At 71.8% G+C, this 17,785-nt stretch carries 18 protein-coding genes; 10 read left to right on the top strand and 8 right to left on the bottom strand.

All coding sequences use genetic code 11. The annotated features are described in order from the left end of the window. Positions 1 to 66: 66 nt before the first annotated feature. Complete coding sequence (locus tag IEZ12_RS31085; protein ID WP_189276793.1) at positions 67 to 1,560, bottom strand: MFS transporter; 1,494 nt, start codon at positions 1,558 to 1,560, stop codon at positions 67 to 69. A gap of 93 nt (positions 1,561 to 1,653) precedes the next feature. After that, a complete protein-coding gene (locus tag IEZ12_RS31090) occupies positions 1,654 to 2,580 on the bottom strand; it encodes an AurF N-oxygenase family protein (RefSeq protein WP_189276795.1) in 927 nt (308 codons plus the stop codon). 198 nt (positions 2,581 to 2,778) lie between these two features. On the opposite strand from IEZ12_RS31090, the gene IEZ12_RS31095 reads away from it, so the two are divergent. Then, a complete protein-coding gene (locus tag IEZ12_RS31095; protein ID WP_189276797.1) occupies positions 2,779 to 3,783 on the top strand; it encodes a PHP domain-containing protein in 1,005 nt (334 codons plus the stop codon). 47 nt (positions 3,784 to 3,830) lie between these two features. Next, positions 3,831 to 4,589, top strand: a complete 759-nt coding sequence (locus IEZ12_RS31100) for a 4a-hydroxytetrahydrobiopterin dehydratase (RefSeq protein WP_189276799.1) — start codon at positions 3,831 to 3,833, stop codon at positions 4,587 to 4,589. Between the two features lie 109 nt (positions 4,590 to 4,698). Here the strand turns inward: IEZ12_RS31100 and IEZ12_RS31105 are convergent, their stop codons facing one another. Further along, positions 4,699 to 5,499, bottom strand: a complete 801-nt coding sequence (locus IEZ12_RS31105) for a tyrosine-protein phosphatase (RefSeq protein WP_189276801.1) — start codon at positions 5,497 to 5,499, stop codon at positions 4,699 to 4,701. Positions 5,500 to 5,790: 291 nt separating this feature from the next. Here IEZ12_RS31105 and IEZ12_RS31110 point away from each other — a divergent pair, with 291 nt between their 5' ends. Both IEZ12_RS31110 and IEZ12_RS31115 read left to right on the top strand, forming a co-directional pair. Beyond that, complete coding sequence (locus tag IEZ12_RS31110) at positions 5,791 to 6,357, top strand: DJ-1/PfpI family protein (protein ID WP_100584554.1); 567 nt, start codon at positions 5,791 to 5,793, stop codon at positions 6,355 to 6,357. A gap of 86 nt (positions 6,358 to 6,443) precedes the next feature. Further along, positions 6,444 to 7,049, top strand: coding sequence for a TIGR03086 family metal-binding protein (locus IEZ12_RS31115; protein WP_189276803.1), 606 nt, complete (start codon positions 6,444 to 6,446; stop codon positions 7,047 to 7,049). A gap of 46 nt (positions 7,050 to 7,095) precedes the next feature. Here IEZ12_RS31115 and IEZ12_RS31120 read toward each other — a convergent pair whose 3' ends face one another. Beyond that, positions 7,096 to 7,674 carry a TetR/AcrR family transcriptional regulator gene (locus IEZ12_RS31120; protein WP_373295549.1) on the bottom strand — a complete coding sequence of 193 codons (579 nt, stop codon included), beginning with the start codon at positions 7,672 to 7,674 and terminating at the stop codon, positions 7,096 to 7,098. Between the two features lie 399 nt (positions 7,675 to 8,073). On the opposite strand from IEZ12_RS31120, the gene IEZ12_RS31125 reads away from it, so the two are divergent. Next, positions 8,074 to 9,507 carry an MFS transporter gene (locus IEZ12_RS31125; protein ID WP_189276807.1) on the top strand — a complete coding sequence of 478 codons (1,434 nt, stop codon included), beginning with the start codon at positions 8,074 to 8,076 and terminating at the stop codon, positions 9,505 to 9,507. A gap of 118 nt (positions 9,508 to 9,625) precedes the next feature. Here IEZ12_RS31125 and IEZ12_RS31130 read toward each other — a convergent pair whose 3' ends face one another. Next, complete coding sequence (locus IEZ12_RS31130; RefSeq protein WP_189276809.1) at positions 9,626 to 10,015, bottom strand: SCO5389 family protein; 390 nt, start codon at positions 10,013 to 10,015, stop codon at positions 9,626 to 9,628. A gap of 204 nt (positions 10,016 to 10,219) precedes the next feature. Here IEZ12_RS31130 and IEZ12_RS31135 point away from each other — a divergent pair, with 204 nt between their 5' ends. Then, a complete protein-coding gene (locus IEZ12_RS31135; protein ID WP_043911688.1) occupies positions 10,220 to 10,486 on the top strand; it encodes a DUF2630 family protein in 267 nt (88 codons plus the stop codon). A 186-nt stretch (positions 10,487 to 10,672) separates the two neighbouring features. Here the strand turns inward: IEZ12_RS31135 and IEZ12_RS31140 are convergent, their stop codons facing one another. Further along, entirely contained in the window at positions 10,673 to 11,377 is a 705-nt protein-coding gene (locus tag IEZ12_RS31140) for a GbsR/MarR family transcriptional regulator (RefSeq protein WP_229848359.1), read from the bottom strand. A gap of 295 nt (positions 11,378 to 11,672) precedes the next feature. Between IEZ12_RS31140 and IEZ12_RS31145 the strand changes: the two genes are divergently transcribed. Beyond that, positions 11,673 to 12,866 carry a serine hydrolase domain-containing protein gene (locus tag IEZ12_RS31145; protein ID WP_189276813.1) on the top strand — a complete coding sequence of 398 codons (1,194 nt, stop codon included), beginning with the start codon at positions 11,673 to 11,675 and terminating at the stop codon, positions 12,864 to 12,866. A gap of 666 nt (positions 12,867 to 13,532) precedes the next feature. Here IEZ12_RS31145 and IEZ12_RS31150 read toward each other — a convergent pair. Further along, entirely contained in the window at positions 13,533 to 14,036 is a 504-nt protein-coding gene (locus IEZ12_RS31150) for a GNAT family N-acetyltransferase (protein WP_189276815.1), read from the bottom strand. A gap of 740 nt (positions 14,037 to 14,776) precedes the next feature. Here IEZ12_RS31150 and IEZ12_RS31155 point away from each other — a divergent pair. The 3 genes from IEZ12_RS31155 (at position 14,777) to IEZ12_RS31165 (ending at position 17,581) form a co-directional block, all read left to right on the top strand. Then, entirely contained in the window at positions 14,777 to 15,292 is a 516-nt protein-coding gene (locus IEZ12_RS31155; protein ID WP_189276817.1) for a hypothetical protein, read from the top strand. Beyond that, positions 15,285 to 16,721 carry a caspase family protein gene (locus tag IEZ12_RS31160; RefSeq protein ID WP_189276819.1) on the top strand — a complete coding sequence of 479 codons (1,437 nt, stop codon included), beginning with the start codon at positions 15,285 to 15,287 and terminating at the stop codon, positions 16,719 to 16,721. The genes IEZ12_RS31155 and IEZ12_RS31160 overlap by 8 nt, the downstream gene beginning before the upstream one ends. Positions 16,722 to 16,903: 182 nt before the next feature. Then, positions 16,904 to 17,581: a hypothetical protein gene (locus IEZ12_RS31165; RefSeq protein WP_189276821.1), complete on the top strand. Its 678-nt coding sequence runs from the start codon at positions 16,904 to 16,906 to the stop codon at positions 17,579 to 17,581. A 24-nt stretch (positions 17,582 to 17,605) separates the two neighbouring features. On the opposite strand, the gene IEZ12_RS39415 is transcribed toward IEZ12_RS31165, so the two are convergent. Then, the coding region (locus IEZ12_RS39415; protein ID WP_229848360.1) for a hypothetical protein at positions 17,606 to 17,785 on the bottom strand (180 nt) is incomplete at its 5' end.

Genomic DNA, 17,785 nt, shown 5'->3' on the forward strand with positions numbered 1-17,785 from the left:
GCCCCACACGATGCCGGTTCCCACCGTGACCGTCGTCCTGCAGTAACGGCTCCGGGCGATGCGCCGTCAGGCCTCCTCGTGGTTCGGATGGATCGGCGGGGAGGTCGGCGCGCAGTACCAGTCGCAGTCCGGTTCGGCGACGGGGTGGGGCGGCGCGAGCGAGTCCGCGCGAATGGTCGCGAACGCGATCGCGGCGCCGGCGACGAGCAGCGCGGCGCAGATCAGCATGGACGTACGGAAAGCGCTGTCCACCTCGGACGGGATCCGGTACGCGTCACCGCTCAAGCCCGCCAGCGGCGGGATCGCCGCCACCGCGAACAGCCCCGCGGCGCGGGCGGCGGCATTGTTCACACCGGACGCGATGCCGGCCCGGCGGACGTCGACCGCGGCGAGGACGGTCGCGGTCAACGGCGCCACCAGCAGCGTCATGCCCGCGCCCTGGACGGTCACCGCGGGCAGCACGTCCAGCCAGTAGTTCGCGTCCGGGCCGATCCGCAGCATCAGCAGCACCCCCGCCGCCACCAGCAACGGCCCGACCGTCAACGGCAGCCGGGGCCCGACCGTGCGGCCGAACTGGCCGGCCCGCCCCGAGAACAGCAGCATCAGCACCGTGATCGGCACCAGCGCCACCCCCGACAGCAGCGGCGTGAACCCGGCGACGATCTGCAACTGCACCGTCAGCAGCAGGAACACCCCGCTGAACGCCGCGTACACGCACAGCGTCACCAGGTTGACCGAGGTGAACAGCCGCGACCGGAACAGCGACAGCGGCAGCATCGGATTCGGCGACCGGTGCTCGACCAGGATGAACGCGGCCGTCAGCGCCACGCCCGCCAGCCCCGCGACGATCGCGCCCGGCGTCAGCCCGGAACCCGCCTCCGTCAACGCGTACGTGATCCCCGCCAGCGCCAGCGCCGCGAGCAGCGCGCCCAGCACGTCGAAGCGGCCCTGCTCGTCGGGGTCACGGGTCTCCGGGACATGACGGACCGTCACCACCACCACGACCGCCGCCAACGGCAGGTTCAGCAGAAAGATCCACCGCCAGCCCGGACCGTCCACCAGCCAACCCCCGAGGAACGGACCGACCGCCGCCGCGACACCGCCCAGGCCCGACCAGGCGCCCACCGCGCCCGCCCGGTCGTCCTCGTGGAACACCGCCTGCAGCATCGCCAGCGACCCCGGCGTCAACAACGCGCCACCGATGCCCTGCAGCGCCCGCGCCAGAATCAGCACCTCGACGTTCGGCGCCGCCGCGCAGCCCGCCGACGCCACCGCGAACCAGCACACCCCGATCAGGAACACCCGGCGGCGGCCGTACCGGTCACCGAGCGAACCGCCCAGCAGGATCAGCGCGGCGAGAGTCAGCATGTAGGCGTTGATCGTCCACTGCAACGAGGCGAGATTCGCCCCCAGGTCCTCCCCGATCCGCGGCAACGCGACGTTCACCACCGTGCCGTCCAGCATCGCCATCCCGGACCCCAGCGCGGTCGCCGCGACGACCCACCGCCCACGCGCCGTCCCCAGCCGGATCCCGCCGGCCACACCCGCAGCATCACTCACGCAACGAATCCTCCGTCAGAACCCACCCCCGCGCCCAGTCCGCCACGCCCCTCCGGGCAGTCGGCGGCGGAGGGGCACGGGCGGGCGACCGGGTCAGGGGAGGAGCGAGGCGCGTTGCCAGTGGCGGGTGGTGGAGGGGGTGATGATGCCGAGGTCGGTGAAGAAGTCGAGGGCCTTGCGGGACCAGTCGATGCGGGCCTGGCGCCAGTGGGGGTTGGCGGCGGCGGCGCGGGCGGCCTCGGCGGGGTCGAGGCCGGCGAGGGCGTAGACGCGGGGGTTGACGATCTCCGCGACGGACTGGCGGGCCAGGAGCGCGAGGGCGCGGCGGAAGACGGCGCGGCGGACGGGGGTCATCCGGGCCCAGCGGCGTTCGAGTTCGGGCTTGGCGTAGCCGATGTGCCGGGCCTCCTCGATGACGTGGATCCGGGCGACCGAGCGGGCCAGCGGCTGCAGGCTCTCGTCGCGGATCATCTCCCGCTGCATCGCGTCCGTGAACTCCTCGACGAATATCGCCCCGGCGAAGGTCATCGTGGTGTCGTTGAGCAGGAAGTGCAGCCGCCCGAGCCGGTCCGCGCGCTTGGTGGGCCGGGCCGACGGGTACCCGGTGGCGGTGATGTAGCGGGCGAACATGGTGGAGTGCCGGCACTCGTCCGCGACCTCGGTCAGCGCGTACTGGGCGTGCCCGGTGGTGAGGTCGTTCGCGTAGACGTGCCGGATCAGGCCCTCCATCAGGACCAGTTCGAACCAGATGCCGGCCGCCGTGGTGGAGGCGAGTTGATGGACGCTCAGCTGCGCCCGCTGCCGTTCGTCGAGGCGTTCCCAGAGCGGAGTGCCGTACAGGGTGACGCGGTGGGCGGGCAGCGCGTAGTGGTCGGGGTCGACGGGGGCGGTCCAGTCGACCTCGGTGAGCGGGTCGTGGGAGTGCTTGGCGGAGGCGCGCAGCAGGCGGGACGCGTTGAGCTCGCGGTCGGCGTTGCGCTGCTGGGCGATGGTCCCGGTGGGGGCGGCGGTGTCGGGCATGGGCGGGCTCCGGAGGGTGGCGGGGGCAGGGGCTCCAGGAGGAGTAAACCAATGAGACAGACTGTCAACAAGGGTTTGGGGCAGATCAGAGGCCCCGCAGCGCCCGCCACCGCTCCCGTCACGTGCGCCCGTCCGGCCCCACGGCCGTCCGGCGGCAACCCGCATGCGGCCCGGTACCGCCCCGCGCAGACTGGCCGCATGGATCCGGTCACCGCCCTGGAACGCATCGCCTTCCTGCTGGAGCGTGAACTCGCCTCCCCCTACCGGGTCAAGGCGTTCCGCACCGCCGCCGAAGCCGCCACCGGACTGCCCCCGGGGCCGGTCGACGTCGCCGCCGCGGAACGACTGCCGGGCGTCGGCCCCGTCACCGCCCGGGTGATCGCCGACGCCACGGCGGGCCGCACCCCGCAGTACTTGCTGGAGACGGAGGCCCGGGCGGCCGCCGGGCCCGCACCGTCCACCGCCGCGCTCCGGCTGCGCGAGCAACTCCGCGGCGACTGCCACCTGCACTCGGACTGGTCCGACGGCGGGGCCCCGATCGAACTGATGGCCCGTACCGCCCGCGACCTCGGCCACTCGTGGGCCTCGCTCACCGACCACTCGCCGCGCCTGACGGTCGCCAACGGCCTGAGCGCCGAGCGGCTGCGCGACCAGCTCGACGTGATCGAGGACCTGAACGGCCGGCTCACCCCGTTCCGGCTGCTGTCCGGCATCGAGTGCGACATCCTCGACGACGGCTCGCTCGACCAGGACGAGGAACTGCTGGGCCGGCTCGACGTGGTGGTCGCCTCGGTGCACTCCAAGCTGCGGATGGACGGCGCCGCGATGACCCGCCGGATGCTGGCCGCCGTCCGCAACCCGCTGGTCGACGTGCTCGGCCACTGCACCGGGCGGCGGCTCGGCGACAAGCCGCGCCCGCAGTCCGAGTTCGACGCCGAGGCGGTGTTCACCGCCTGCCGGGAGCACGACACCGCCGTCGAGATCAACTGCCGCCCGGACCGCCAGGATCCGCCGGACGACCTGCTCGCCCTCGCCGTCGACCTCGGCTGCCTGTTCGCCGTCGACACCGACGCGCACGCCCCCGGCCAGCTCGACTGGCAGATCGCCGGCTGCGAACGGGCCGTCGCGCTGGGCCTGGACGCCGAGCGGATCATCAACGCCTGGTCGGTCGACCACCTGCTGGCCTGGACCGGGGCCCGCTGACCCGTGCCGGTGATCATTCTGTCGGACTGCGGCGCTACGCTGCCCGGATGACAGAGCTTCAGTCGCAGGGCGAGCAGGGCGAGCAGGTCGGACAGGTCGGACAGCGCGAGCAGGTCGGACAGCGCGAGCAGGTCGGACAGGTCGAGGCGGACGTCAGGATCCGGCCGGCGGCGTTCCACGCCGCGCCCGGCACGGAGGACTGGCGGGTCCTGGGCGAAGGGGCGTGCACGTTCTTCCGCACCGGCTCCTTCGCCGACGGGGCCCGGCTGGTGGCCGCGATCGCCACCGCTGTGGACGGCCTCGGCGCACCGGACGTGGACCTGCGGCCCGACGGCGTCACCGTCCGACTGATCAAGCCGGGCGAGGAGTTCTACGGCCTGATGGAGCGTCACATCGAGCTGGCCCGGCGGATATCCGCCGCCGCCCGCGAGTTCGGCGCCACCGCCGACCCGCACGCCGTGCAGACCGTGCAGGTCACCGTGGACGCGCTGGAACGGCCCGCCGTGGTCGCCTTCTGGCGGGCCCTGCTCGGCTACCGGGACCGCGCCGGCAGCCCCGAGGACCTGCTCGACCCGGCGCGCCGCGGCGCGCCGTTCTACTTCCAGCAGATGGACGAGCCCCGGCCCCAGCGCAACCGCGTGCACGTGGACGTGTGGGTCCCGCACGACATCGCCGCGCAACGGGTCGCCGCCGCCCTCGCCGCCGGCGGCCGCCTGGTCACGGACGCGGACGCCCCCGTCCTCTGGATCCTGGCCGACCCCGAGGGCAACGAGGCCTGCGTCGGAGCGGCCGGCGCGACCGGCTGACGCCGGGGGTGCGTGCGCCAGGGGCGGCCGGAAAACGCTTTCCCGCCGCTGTGCGCACGAGTCGCCGAACCAACGGGAAGGCGCTTTCCGGCCGCCCGCCGACGACCCGTCAGGACGCCTGCACCAGGCGGTTGCGGAGGCTGTCCAGGGTCTCGTCCTTGAGGCCGAGTGCGGCGCGGGCGTAGCTCTCCGGATCGCCCCAGTGGTCGGCCAGAGTGTCGAGGGCGGCGGCCAGGTACTCGGCGCGGACCGAGAGGATCGCGTCGGCGATCTCCGGGTCGCCGCCACCGGAGAGGAAACGTTCCAGCAGGGGCGCGTACCGGATGTGCACCGCCGGGTCCACGGACAGGTACTCGGTGCGGACGGTCTCCTCGTCCGCGCCGAGCAGCAGCAGGATCAGGCCGGCGCCCCAGCCGGTGCGGTCCTTGCCGGCGGTGCAGTGGAACAGCACCGGGCCGCCGCCCTGGTGGGCGAGCGCGGTGAGCAGCTGCTTGTAGGCCTGCCGGGCGGCCGTGGAGGTGACGAAGGCGCGGTAGTCCTCGCGGAGAGCGAGCGCCGCGCGGCCGCGGCCGAGGGTGCGGTTGGCGGTGGCGGGGTCGTCGAGTGCGGCGATCAGCGCGGCGGTGACGCCGTGGCCGGCCCGGTCGGCGAGCACGTCGGCGACCAGCAGGTGGGCCCCGCGGGGCACCCGGTCCGGGTGGGCGGCCCGGTCGGGGCCGCTGCGAAGGTCGATGACGGTGCGCACGCCGAGCGCGTCGAACATCGGGTCGCCGGCCGGGTCGAGCCGGTCCAACTGGCCGGAACGCAACGCCAGTCCGGACCGGACCCGGGCGCCGCCGGGCAGGTCGATGCCGCCGAGATCGCGCAGGTTGGCGACGGTGGCGGAGTCAACGATGTGCGAGTGCTGCATGACGACCTCCCGTGCCGGCGGACTTGTGGTGGCGGCCGGGCCCGGCGGCACCGCGAGCGTCGACCCGAGGCCGGCCCCGTCAGCACGCTAGGCGCGCCCCGGGCGGGTCGCCCCCGGAGTACCCCCGGCCGGGCGGACACTGCATCGAGCGGCGGAGCGCACGCCCCGGCCGTGCGCCGTGCTGCGCGCGCCCCATTGATTTGACGGCGTGTCAGCGGGCAGGGTGGCAGCGTCGGCCCCGTCGGGGGGTGGGCGACGCGCCAGGCGCGAGGAACGGGACGGGAGCCACGAATGGCAGCAAGGATCCTGATCATCACCGGTGACGCGGCCGAGTCGCTGGAGGTGTTCTACCCCTACCAGCGGCTGCTGGAGGAGGGGTACGAGGTGGACATCGCCGCGCCGACCAAGAAGACCCTGCAGTTCGTGGTGCACGACTTCGTCCCCGGGTTCGACACCTACACCGAGAAGGCCGGCTACACCTGGCCCGCCGACCTGGCGTTCGCGGACGTGGACCCGGCGCAGTACGTGGCGCTGGTGCTGCCCGGCGGCCGGGCGCCCGAATACCTGCGCAACGACCCCGAGGTGCAGCGGATCGTGTCGCACTTCGTGGCCGACGACAAGCCGCTCGCGCAGATCTGCCACGGCCCGCTGATCACCCTGCGGACCGGTTCGATGGCCGGCCGCCGCACGGCCGCGTACCCGGCGCTGGAGCCGGACGTGGCCGCCGGCGGGGCGGACTTCGTGGACGGGGACGCGGTGGTGGACGGCGCGGTGGTCTCCGCCCGTGCCTGGCCCGACCACCCGGGGTGGATGCGGGCGTTCGTGCAGCTGCTGCGCGAGAAGGCGCCGGTCGAGTAGCCCGCCGTCGCTGCGGGGTGTCGCTGCGGGGTGTCGCTGCGGGGTGTCGCCTTGCCCGGGCGGCGCGGGCGGGAAAGCGTGGGCCCATGGCGACACACCTCGACGACCAGGACCTGCTCGCGCTGCACGCCGGCGCCCTGGACCACTTCGGCCGGCTGGTCCGCGCCGTCCCCGACGACCGTTGGCAGGCCCGCACGCCGTGCACCGACTGGACGGTCCGCCAACTGGTCGGGCACCTGACCTACGAACAGCTGTGGGTGCCGGACCTGCTCGCCGGTGCGACGGTCGCCGAGGTCGGCGACCGCTACGACGGCGACGTGCTCGGCGACGACCCGGTGGCGGCCTGGACGGCCGCCGCCGACGCCGCCCGGGCCGCGTTCGCCGAGCCGGGCGCGCTGCGGCGGACCGTCCATCTCTCGTACGGGCGGCGGCGGGCGGCCGGGTACTGCCGGGAGATGACGGTGGACGCGGTCGTGCACGGCTGGGACCTGGCCACGGGGATCGGTGCGGACGCCCGGATGGACCCGGCGGCGGCGAGCTTCGCGCTGGCCGAACTCGCCCCGCAGGCCGGTGCGTTGTCGGCCTCGGGCCTGTTCGCGGACGCGGTGCCGGTGCCGGCCGACGCCGATCCGCAGGACCGGCTGCTGGGCCTGGTGGGCCGCGACCCCGCGGACCCGTTCGGCGACAACTGAGGAGACGTCAGGAGCGGGGGAGGGGAGGAGGTTCCGGGGGCGGGCGTCAGGGGCGGGGGCGGATGCCGTCCAGGGCGATGGCAAGGACCTTGGCGCGCTGCGCCTCGTCCGGGAAGGCGACGGAGGCGATGCCGGAGACCATCCGGAGCAGGTCGTCCATGTCCATGTCGGCGCGGACGGCGCCGTCCTGCTGGGCGCGTTCCAGCAGGGGAGTGCCGGCGTCGTACATGGAGCGGCGGCAGGCGAGGAAGACGGCGGTCTCCTCGCCCTGGAGGGCCTCGCGGATGGCGCGCTTGGTCATCGCGTAGTCGACGAAGCGGCTCAGCCAGGCGGTCAGGGCGTCCCAGGAGGGCCGGTCGGCCAGCGCGGCCGCCACCCGGCCGAGGTCGTCGACCTCGTTGGCGTAGACCGCCTCGAAGAGGTGCCGGCGGGTCGGGAAGTTGCGGTAGAGGGTGCCGATGCCGACGCCGGCCCGGCGGGCGATGTCCTCCAGGGAGGCTTCGGCGCCGTGTTCGGCGAAGGCCTCGCGGGCGGCGGTGAGCAGCGCGTCGAAGTTGCGCGCGGCGTCGGCGCGGCGCGGGCGCTGGGCGGCGAGGAACTCGCCGACGGAGATCGGTTCGGACACGGGGACCTCGTTTCGACACATCCGAATTGAACCGGAGGCTCACCTCCGCTAATCTGGAGGCATGCCTCGACTTTAGCATCGGGGCTCGAACTTCGGCCTGCCCCACCATCGGCGGCGGGCCGTCCGCGTCACCCGCGCCGGCACCCCTGTCGTCAACCGGGGTTGACCGGACCTGCACCACTTCCGTCAATCGCGATTGACGGAAGCCGTCTCGTTGTCGTCAATTCCGTTTGACCGTACTGACATTGGCCGTGCCGGTGACGGCCACACCGGCATCGACCGTTCTGCCCCACGGATCACTCCTTCTCCGCACCACCGCCCGTTCGGGCGTCTGCCTGCCATTGCACGCCGCGGCGGCGTTGTCTCCGTGCGCCGCGACCCGAGTCCCGAGAGGGTTCGATGAACCGCCAGTCCCACCGCCTGACCTTCGGCGTGCTCGCCGCCGGAGCGGGCGTGTTCGCGCTGCTCCAGTCGCTGATCACGCCGGCCCTGCCGATCGTCCAAGAGGCGATGCACACGTCGCAGTCCACCGTCACCTGGGTGATGACCGCCTACCTGCTGTCCGCCTCGGTGTTCACCCCGATCCTCGGCCGGGTCGGCGACCTGGTCGGCAAGAAGCGCACCCTGGTGGCCGCGCTGGTCGCCCTGCTGACCGGCTGCCTGGTCGCCGCGCTCGCCCCCAACATCGCGGTGCTGCTGGCCGCCCGGGTGCTCCAGGGCATCGCGGGCGCGCTGTTCCCGCTGTCCTTCGGCATCATCCGCGACGAGTTCCCGCCCGGGCGGGTCCCCACCGGCATCAGCAACCTGTCCGCGGTGATCGCCGTCGGCAGCGGCCTCGGCATGGTGCTGGCCGGCCCGATCGTCGGCGCGCTGGACTACCGCTGGCTGTTCTGGTTGCCCGTCATCGTGGTGGCCGGCACCGTGCTGCTCGCCTGGCGCTACATCCCCGAGTCGCCGACCCGCAGCGAGGGCAGCGTCGACTGGATCTCCGCCCTGCTGCTCTCCGGCTGGCTGGTCGCCCTGCTGCTGCCGGTCAGTCAGGCCGCCCAGTGGGGCTGGGGATCGGCTCGGGTGCTCGGCCTGCTGGCCGCCGCCGTCGCACTGTTCGCGCTCTGGGCGTTCAACGAGGCCCGCTCCCGCAACCCGCTCATCGACCTGCGGGTGATGCGACTGCCCGCCGTGTGGACCACCAACACCGCGGCCCTGCTGTTCGGCGGCGGCATGTACGCCGTGTGGGCGTTCCTTCCCGGATTCGTCCAGACGCCCGCCAGCGCGGGCTACGGCTTCGGCTCCACCGTCACCGGCGCCGGGCTGCTGATGCTGCCGATGGTCGGCGCGATGTTCGTCTCCGGCATCCTAGGCGGACGCCTGGCCGGCCGCTTCCCCGCCAAGGCGCAGCTGGTCACCGGCGCGCTGTTCGGCGCCGTCGCCTGCGCGCTGCTCGCCGCCCGGCACGGCACGCAGGCGGACGTCGCCGTCGCGTCCGGCGTGTTCGGGCTCGGCGTCGGCCTGGCGTTCGCCTCGATGAGCAACCTGATCGTGCAGAGCGTCTCGCCCGCCCAGACCGGCGCCGCCACCGGCATGAACGCCAACATCCGCACCATCGGCGGCTCAATGGGCGCCGCGCTGATGACCTGCCTGGTCACCGGCCGGCTGCAGCCCTCCGGCCGCCCGCTGGAGTCCGGCTACACCGACGGCTTCGCGCTGCTCGCGGCGTTCTGCCTGGCCGCGGCGTTCGCGGCGCTGCTGGTGCCCTCCCGCCGCGGCCGGCCGGTGGCCGCGCCGGTGGAGCCCGCGGCGGCCCAGCGGGACGCCGAAGTCGGCACCGGCTGAGGCGAGTTGGGCGGACGCCTGCCGGGCAGAGTTGGGCGGACGCCTGCCGGAACGCCTGTCGCCCCCGGGCGCTGTGCCGGGGGCGACGGGCGTTCGGGCGTTGCGGCGGTGAGCGGGGTCAGCAGTCCCGCAACTCCGGGGACTGGTTGAGCAGTTGGGCCCGCGGCGAGGTGAACCTCCGGTAGGCGTCCGTCTGTTCGGCGTTCGGGTGGAAGACCGCCAGCCGGTGGCAGTTCTGGAAGGCCAGCTTCACCGAGAAGTGCCGCTCCAGCGCCCCGCGGATCGAGTCGCTGGCCAGCGCGCGCAGCAGCTGGGCCCGCTCGGCGTCCGTCGGGGCGACCGTGTTGTCCGCGAACTCGGCGTCCGTGGTGGCGAGTTCCGCCGTCAGGTCGTTGACCAGCCGGTACGCGAAGGGCAGCGAGGTGCGGACGGTGGCGAGGAAGTCGGCGTCGGCGACCTCGTCGCGTTCGGCCAGCGCCAGCAGGGAGGGGGAGACGTCCAGGGACATGGGGGTAGCGCCTTTCGGAGCGACTGGAAGTGGAAGTCGTTTTCAATAAGCGATCCTGGCAACCCCCTGACGCCCTGTCAATTGCGCTCCCCCGTTCGGGGCAACGCGCCACGCCACGCCGGAACGCCGCCCCGATCCGCCCTGCTGGCGGCCCGCACCCCCGCTACCTACAGTGAGGCGCAGACGACCGCGAGGAGAGCCCCGATGGACGAGCAGAGCACGGGCGGCGCCGACCGCCGCATCCTGGACCGGATCAGCGACATGGTCGAGACGGAACGGAAGCTGCGCGCGGCCCTCGTGGAGGGCCGCATCGACCAGTCCACCGAACAGCGCGAACTCAAGGACCTTGAGGAACAGCTCGACCAGTGCTGGGACCTGCTGCGCCAGCGCCGCGCCCGCACCGACGCCGGCGAGGACCCGAACCAGGCCAGCGTGCGCAGCGTCGAGGAGGTCGAGCGCTACGAGTCCTAGGCTCGCGTCCGTGGAGTGGGTCGGTTGTTGTTCCGTTCGTGGTGCGTCGACCTGAACTGACGGACGAGTCATGGGTGTTGGCGATTCGTCGTCGGCACCGGGCCGCTGCCCTTGAGTCGACGACGGCGCGCACGGACTTCGCGGGACCGTACGCCGGCAGCCGGGAGGGGGCGGGTCGTCGGGCGATCAGGACGGGACCGGGTCGCGCTCCTCGTACCACTGCCGGACGGACCGCACGATGTCCTGGCCGATCCGCTCCAGCAGCGCGGAGGCGTCGTCCATCCGGGCGCCCGCGGGGGTGGTGGGTCCGAGCAACTCGGCGCCGTGGCTGGTGATCCCGGCGAGCATCGCGTTGCGTTCGGCGCTGGCCAGCAGGGCGCGGTACCAGATGTCGGCGCCGATGACGTACCGCTCGCGGCGCTGCCGGTCGTCGCGCTCCCGATGGACCAGCGCCTGCCCCTCCAGGTAGCCGATCGCCTTGGAGACGGCGGCCGGGCTGACCTGCAGCCGCTGCACCAGGTCGCCGGAGGTCAGGCTGCCCTCGTCGGTGACGTAGAGGCAGCCGAGCACCCGGGCCGCCATCCGGGGCATGCCGACGTGCACCAGCAACTCGGCCAGCTGGTCGGCGAATTCGCCGACGGCTGCCGGGTTCCGGTCGCGGCTGATGGCGACCGGGACGGTCCGGCGCGGGACGGGCGCGGTGCGGCTGCGACGGGAGCGTTGGGCGGTCGCGTGCTGGGCGCGCTCGGCCCGGTAGCCGGACGGGCCGCCGTTGCGGCCGATCTCGCGGGTGACGGTCGAGGTCGGCCGACCGAGGCCGCGGGCGATCTCGCCGTAGCCGAGCCCCTCGGCCAGGCCGGTGGCGATCCGGCGGCGGTCCTGCAGAGTCAATCGGCCTCCAGGCATCCGTCCTCGCCCCCTCGTCCTCTCGGGTTCCTTGCGCGGGTCCCTTGTGCGGGTTCCTTGTGCGGGTCCTCGCGATGGTCAGGGGAGTATCCGCCCGGTGCTCGCGTTGTTGCAATGGGAATGCGGAGGTGTTGCATTCATGGGCAGTCCCATTGCGCGGAAATATGCCATCTGACGTGCGGAGATGTGAGCGTGGCGGTGGAGTTTGTGTTGACGGCTTCGTCAACTGACGGGAGCGTTCTCTCCGTCAACGGGAAGCACCGTCGAGGGGGAACACGCCATGAGGACCACCACCCGCGCCACCGTCACCGTCCTGCTTGCCGGGGCCGTGCTCGTCGCCACTGTCACCGCCGCCGCACCGGTGTTCGCCGAGCAGACCGGGCAGCGGGACCGTCACCCGGGCGTGCAGGCCGTGCTCGACCGGGGTGTGACGACCGGTGGACTCCCCGGAGCCGTCGCCGAGGTGAGGGACGGGCGCCACCGTTGGTTCAGCGACGCGGGCGTCGCCGACATCGCCACCGGACGGCCCCGCCAGGAGCAGGACCGGTTCCGGATCGGCAGCACCACCAAGACCTTCGTCTCCACGGTCGTGCTCCAGCTCGCCGCTGAGGGCCGGCTGAGCCTGGACGACAGCATGGAGCACTGGCTGCCCGGCGTCCTCGACGCCCCCGGCTACCAGCCCGACCGGATCACCGTCCGGCAGCTGCTCAACCACACCAGCGGCGTCCCCAACTTCGCCACGGACGACGAGATCGGGAAGGAGTTCTGGCACGAGCCCTTCCTGCAGCACCGCTTCGACCACTTCACCCCCGAGCGGCTCGTCGGCATCGCCCGCGCCCACCGGCCCGACTTCGCCCCCGGCACCGGCTGGACGTACTCAGACACCAACTACGTCCTCGCCGGGATGATCGTCGAACGGGCCTCCGGCAGCACCCTGGCCCAGCAGATCCGACAGCGCATCACCGCCCCGCTGGGCCTCACCAGCACCTACGAGCCCGCCGCCGACGACGTCGCCCTCCACGGGCCGCACGGGCAGGAGTACTCCCACCTCGGGTACACCGACCCGAACACCCCGGACTACGACGTGACCGAGCTGAGCCCGTCCTGGGGCTGGGCGTCCGGCGACATGATCTCCACCACCCGCGACCTCAACACCTTCTTCGCCGCCCTGCTGGCCGGACGACTGCTGCCGCCGGCCCAGCAGCAGGAGATGTTCACCATGGTCCGGACCCCGGCGGACAAGTGGATCAAGGACACCGCCTACGGCCTGGGCGTCAGCTCCGTCGACCTGCCCTGCACCACCGTCTGGGGCATGGGCGGCGCCATCAACGGCTCATGGACCTACACCTACGGCAGCCGCGACGGCCGCCACCTGCTCTCCACCAACGTCAACGGAGACTGGCTGAACGGCGGCAACGGGCCGATCGACCTCTTCACCGCCGAACTGAAGGCGGAGTTCTGCCCGGGCTCCTGACCCCCGTCGACGGACCCGTGAGGGGCCTCCACCGGCGGCGCAACGTCGTCGAGGTGCTGCTTCAGTCGGCTCCAGCGGAACCGGGCCCTGGCCACCCGCGACGACGAACGAGCCGTCCACGGCCACGCCGTGGGCCAGCCTCGCCTGCCTCCGCCTCCGACTCCCACTGGCCCCGCGGGCTCGGGGAGGACGGACACTGGTTGGGCGGTGCCGCGGGCTGGGACGGCCGGCTGACCTCCACGGATGTGGAGAGGACACCTCGCCCTGATTCGGCATCAGGAGAACCGACGGCTGCGGCTGACTCCCGCTCGCGCGGGGACGACGCGTCGGAGACGTGCCGGAAATCAGGCAGGCAGCGGATCGCGTCCACCAGCTGCGGCCGGTGGCAGCAGCCCGTCCCATCCCGCCCATGGAATCAGGCCGGCGCCGGCAGCAACGGCCGGATGGCCGCACACTCCGCGTTCGTCGTGTCCGACGGACACCGGCGTGGTCAACATGCTCAGGCACGTACAACAAGGACAACAGGGCGTCCGGGAACCATTCGGAGTGGGATTGCGCCCCAGAGCTACCTTGACGCCCTGCTGTCACAGCGGAAACCGTCGCAGTCACCCGGTCGAGACCCCCGTTCGATCGACAGCCTTCGAGATCGGTACGGGCAATAACCACTTACCTGTCGGGATGCTCCGGCAGGGCGAGCCAGTCCGACCAGGAGATCTCGTGGCCGAGGAAGCGCGGCTGCTCGAACGGCCAGTCGGTGGCGATCCACTGCGGCACCAGCGCGTCGAGGGCCTGCTCGACCTTGCTGCCCACCAGCTCGTCCACCACCCACCAGGAGATCTCACCGTCCGCGCCGGCCCTCTCCGGTGGGTCGATGTAGACACAGCCGAGCAGGGCTTTCTCCGCCGCGTCGAACAGCGCGTAGTTGAAGGACTGGTGTGCGGCGATCTCCTTCTCGTGTCGCAACAGGTCGGCCCGGTCGGCCTCGTAGGTCATGGTGGCCGCGGGCCAGCCCCAGGCCGGGCCGAAGATGGTCCACAGCCGCTCGCGTGAACCCATCACAGCCGGATAGTCGAGCGGGGTGTCCGCCTCCCGGATCGGCCGCAGGTGATGGCCACCGCCCGGCAGCGGTACCAGGACGGGGTGGACGAAGTCATCAGGAAGCCAGCTCATGGCGCCCGACGGTAGCAGCGCGCGGCCGTCCGCCTCCTGGATTTTCCCCGTGTACCGCCAGGCCTGCTCACACGCCGGGCAGGGCCCGCGATCACCCGATCGAGACTCCCGTTCGATCGACAGACTCCATGATCGGTATGGCAACGGCTTCTCGGACATCAAGGAGTGACGTGCAGGCGCATCGTGTCACGGCAGCACGACGACACCAGGTTCAGGTTTCCTGACCGAGGCACCACTGCAGAACCGGCTCGCCGCCGAGCACCTCGCCGCCCTCCTCGACCCCGTCCCTGGTTCCGCGGCCTCGCCTGAAGGAAGGACTGCGCACCGCCCTGACCCAGATGCGTTACCCCGACGACCACACCTGGATCGCCGACCTGTACTGACACCCCGTCGGCCCAAGCACATCGCACCGGCGGGGGGCTCCAGCCGCCCAGTGATCGCCACTGTGCCAGGAGGGTCCACCCGCCTCGACAGATATCGCGTCCGGATCGAACAGGGATCGGAGACGCTCTGGGAGCAGAAATTGATTTCCCCGAATTGCCACAGCCGTTGAGTGCGGGACCGCTGGAGCGTGTCGCCCCCACACCCCTCAACCGGGCGAGCGGCAGCGTGCTTCGCCAGGTTCCGGAACGGGACATGCCGGAAGGGGCGGCTTCGGGTTCGAGCTGTGCCCTTCTGGGGGTATGTGTCAGTCGGCGAGTGGATCGTTTTTCGGTCAACTCGTCGAGGAGTCGGCATACTTGGCCGTCGAGATCGGGTCGGGCTGCGGCAGCCTGCGGGTCGGGACGGGGCAGTGGAGTTCCGAGGCGCTTGTCGGCCGCTCCGATCGCGGCAACCTCATTCTGGGGGTAGGAGAGATGGACAGAGCACCACATGAGGTCAGGCTCGACCTCAGTGACCCGAGAGGCCCTGAAGCCGCCGACCGGGCAATGGAGTTCCTGGTGGAGGAGGTCCGCCAGTTGCGCGTCCTGCGCCTTGCCCACGCTCGGGGAGGGTCGGCGCCGGCGGGCACCAGGGCCGGGGAGACGGTCGTCTACAGTTCCCTGCTGCTCAGCCTGGCCGGAACGCCCGCGCTGCGAGCGCTCATCCTGCTGGCGCAGGACTGGCTGGCACGCCGCAACAGCGGCACGATCCACATCAAGGTCGGCGTCAACGTACTTGAGATCACCGCCGGAAAGCCGCGACAGACGGCGGCTGCCATCGAAGCGTTCACCAATCTCGTGGCAACGGCTGCGCAGGAGCAGGACGATGAGTAAGCGCGCCCTCATCATCGCCAACCAGTCCCACAACGACCGCAACTTCGCCGAACTCCCGGGCGCGACCGCCGATGCGAGGGAGCTCAGTGCGGTGCTCCGGGACTCCGAGATCGGTGGGTTCTCCGTCACCGTGCTGCGGGACGCGACCGCCACCGAGTGGAAGCGTTCGATCCAGAAGTTCTTCCAACAGGCGGAGCACGACGACGTCCTGCTCCTCCACCTGTCCTGCCACGGGCAGAAGGACAGCCGGAACCGTCTCCACTTCATCGCCCGCGACAGCGACGCGGACCTGGTCGAGGCGACGTCGGTCAGCGCCGAGTTCCTTGCCGACTGCATGGAGAGCAGCTCCAGCCGCAGCATCGTCCTCCTCCTGGACTGCTGCTACAGCGGCGCCTTCAACCGGGCCATGCGCGCACGCGGCGAGGCGATGGACGTCAATGTGAGCGAGACGTTCGAGGGCAGCGGACGCGTCGTCATCACCTCCTCCACCGCGCTCCAGTACGCCTTCGAACGGGACTTGATGGGGAGCCGGCAGGCGGGCACCCCCTCCCTGTTCACGGCCGCCATCGTCCACGGTCTGCGGACCGGCGAAGCCGACCTGGACCAGGACGGTCATGTGACGGTCGACGACCTGTACGGGTTCATCAACAACCGGGTGCGCGAGCAGGAAGCCCGACAGACGCCGACGCTCAGTGTCATCTCGGTCGACGGCCCCATCCGCCTGGCCCGCAACCCGAACCGGGTCGACATGATCGCCCGCGGCGGCTCCGAAGGCCGGCCGGTCGCCAACGAACTGGCCACCGAACTCGCCCAGCGGCTCAAGGCGCGGGAGAAGGAGGTCAACCACTACCGGAAGGCCCACCGCGGCGCGATCCGGGAACTCGCCAGGATCACCCTGTGGTTGCTGTTCGTCTGCGCTTCGGCCGTAGGGCTGTGGACGGCCACCTGGTGGGCCCACGACTTCGTCCTGCCCACGCAGCCGGGGCAGAAGATCCTGGCCCTGCTGCTGCTCGGCGCGGTCCACGGGTTCGTCGGAACCATCCTCACCGTCCTCGGCTTCCTGCCGGTGGTGGGCCTGGGCATCGGGGTGATTTCCTGGCTGAACGCCAAGGAGCCGTTCGACAACTACTCCGGCGCCGGGCGGGTGGCCGCCGGTGCGATCGTCGGAATCGCCATCCTCCTGGGGATCGTCGGAGCGGCGATCGACTTCATCTGGGTGCCCTCGCGCGGCCTCCTCGCAGCAGTGTGGGTGGCCCACAAGGTCGGCCTGCACGTGACCGCGCCCTCCGGCTGGCACGCGGTCCTCACCTCGCTGTCTGCCATCGCGGGAGCGCTTGTCGTCGCCGCCCTCGGATTCGGCAGCGCGATGGCCTCCGACGAGGACGAAGACCGGCAGCGGACCGAAAGCCTGACCTTCAACGGCTTCTGACCCCACCCCACGGGTGGCCCCCGGACACCCGCGGCGGCCACCCGCTCCCACCTCTGAGTTCAAGAAGACCCAGTACCGTCCCGACGTGATCGACGGATGCTTTCGGGGCACCGGGCTCGCCCGGGACCAGCCCGGGGATGACGACGCCGAGCGCGACACTGCCCCCGACTACGCTGCCGGTCATGACAAGACCCGAGTCGCCCCGGCCGATCACCAGCTGCTGGCTGTCCTGGCTGGCAGTTCCCACTCAGGACCGGGCGGCGCTGGTTGACCAGATCGGCCTCACCGGGGTCACCGAGTCGTCATGGTCCGCCGGCGCGGAGCTGATCGACCGCATCGCCCACGATCCCGCCAAGCGCTTCTCGCGCGTCTTGGTCACGCCCGCTCTCGACGGCTGGGTCCTGGTGGTCGGTCCGTGGTGCGGCCTGCCCTACCTGAACCGCACAGCCGATGTCACCCGCCTCTGCCTGGAGCTGAGCACTCGCCACGGTCAGGCCCATGCCTTCTTCTACGGCGAGCGGCGCGACGGAGATGCCTGGTTGATCGCCGAGAAAGGCTCGATCTCCAGGCGCTGGATCAGTGAGTACCCCGAGCTCGCCCTTGGGCAGCCAGTCCAAGCAGAACGCGACAGCCTCGACGCGATCAGCGTCAAAGAACGCCCCGAAGACCTGGATCCGGACGAGGCCTTCGACCTCCTCGCCGACTGGGAGTGCCCCGCCCCGGCCATCGCTCGGACGCTCAGCCTCGACCCCGCCAGTCTCACCGCGACATCCGGACCGGCCAGCACTCTCCTCATCGCCACCCCGTCCGCAGCACACCTCACCGACCCGTTCGCCCACAGCAGCAACCTGCCAAGCTGACCACCCGACATCACGAGTTCAAGTTCAGTAGCTCTCCTGTTGGCCAGCCGGTGCGTTCGGTCGGTGCCATTCGCTCTCCGGGGGCACCCCGTCCGGCCAGGCGAAGCGCAGCTTCCCGTCCATCGCGGCGACCAGCCACTGGCCAAAGGTGATTCCTTGCCGCCAGCAGTCACCGTCTGCGTTGGACCACATCGCGCCGTCCGG

Origin of the sequence: Kitasatospora griseola, from assembly GCF_014648555.1 — a bacterium.
Classification (GTDB): domain Bacteria; phylum Actinomycetota; class Actinomycetes; order Streptomycetales; family Streptomycetaceae; genus Kitasatospora; species Kitasatospora griseola.

Excerpts from the sequence above, each read along its gene's own strand:
- IEZ12_RS31090 (WP_189276795.1), bottom strand. The coding sequence starts at position 2,580 with ATGCCCGACACCGCCGCCCCCACCGGGACCATCGCCCAGCAGCGCAAC.
- IEZ12_RS31095 (WP_189276797.1), top strand. The coding sequence starts at position 2,779 with ATGGATCCGGTCACCGCCCTGGAACGCATCGCCTTCCTGCTGGAGCGT.
- IEZ12_RS31100 (WP_189276799.1), top strand. The coding sequence starts at position 3,831 with ATGACAGAGCTTCAGTCGCAGGGCGAGCAGGGCGAGCAGGTCGGACAG.
- IEZ12_RS31105 (WP_189276801.1), bottom strand. The coding sequence starts at position 5,499 with ATGCAGCACTCGCACATCGTTGACTCCGCCACCGTCGCCAACCTGCGC.
- IEZ12_RS31110 (WP_100584554.1), top strand. The coding sequence starts at position 5,791 with ATGGCAGCAAGGATCCTGATCATCACCGGTGACGCGGCCGAGTCGCTG.
- IEZ12_RS31115 (WP_189276803.1), top strand. The coding sequence starts at position 6,444 with ATGGCGACACACCTCGACGACCAGGACCTGCTCGCGCTGCACGCCGGC.
- IEZ12_RS31125 (WP_189276807.1), top strand. The coding sequence starts at position 8,074 with ATGAACCGCCAGTCCCACCGCCTGACCTTCGGCGTGCTCGCCGCCGGA.
- IEZ12_RS31130 (WP_189276809.1), bottom strand. The coding sequence starts at position 10,015 with ATGTCCCTGGACGTCTCCCCCTCCCTGCTGGCGCTGGCCGAACGCGAC.
- IEZ12_RS31135 (WP_043911688.1), top strand. The coding sequence starts at position 10,220 with ATGGACGAGCAGAGCACGGGCGGCGCCGACCGCCGCATCCTGGACCGG.
- IEZ12_RS31145 (WP_189276813.1), top strand. The coding sequence starts at position 11,673 with ATGAGGACCACCACCCGCGCCACCGTCACCGTCCTGCTTGCCGGGGCC.
- IEZ12_RS31150 (WP_189276815.1), bottom strand. The coding sequence starts at position 14,036 with ATGAGCTGGCTTCCTGATGACTTCGTCCACCCCGTCCTGGTACCGCTG.
- IEZ12_RS31160 (WP_189276819.1), top strand. The coding sequence starts at position 15,285 with ATGAGTAAGCGCGCCCTCATCATCGCCAACCAGTCCCACAACGACCGC.
- IEZ12_RS31165 (WP_189276821.1), top strand. The coding sequence starts at position 16,904 with ATGACAAGACCCGAGTCGCCCCGGCCGATCACCAGCTGCTGGCTGTCC.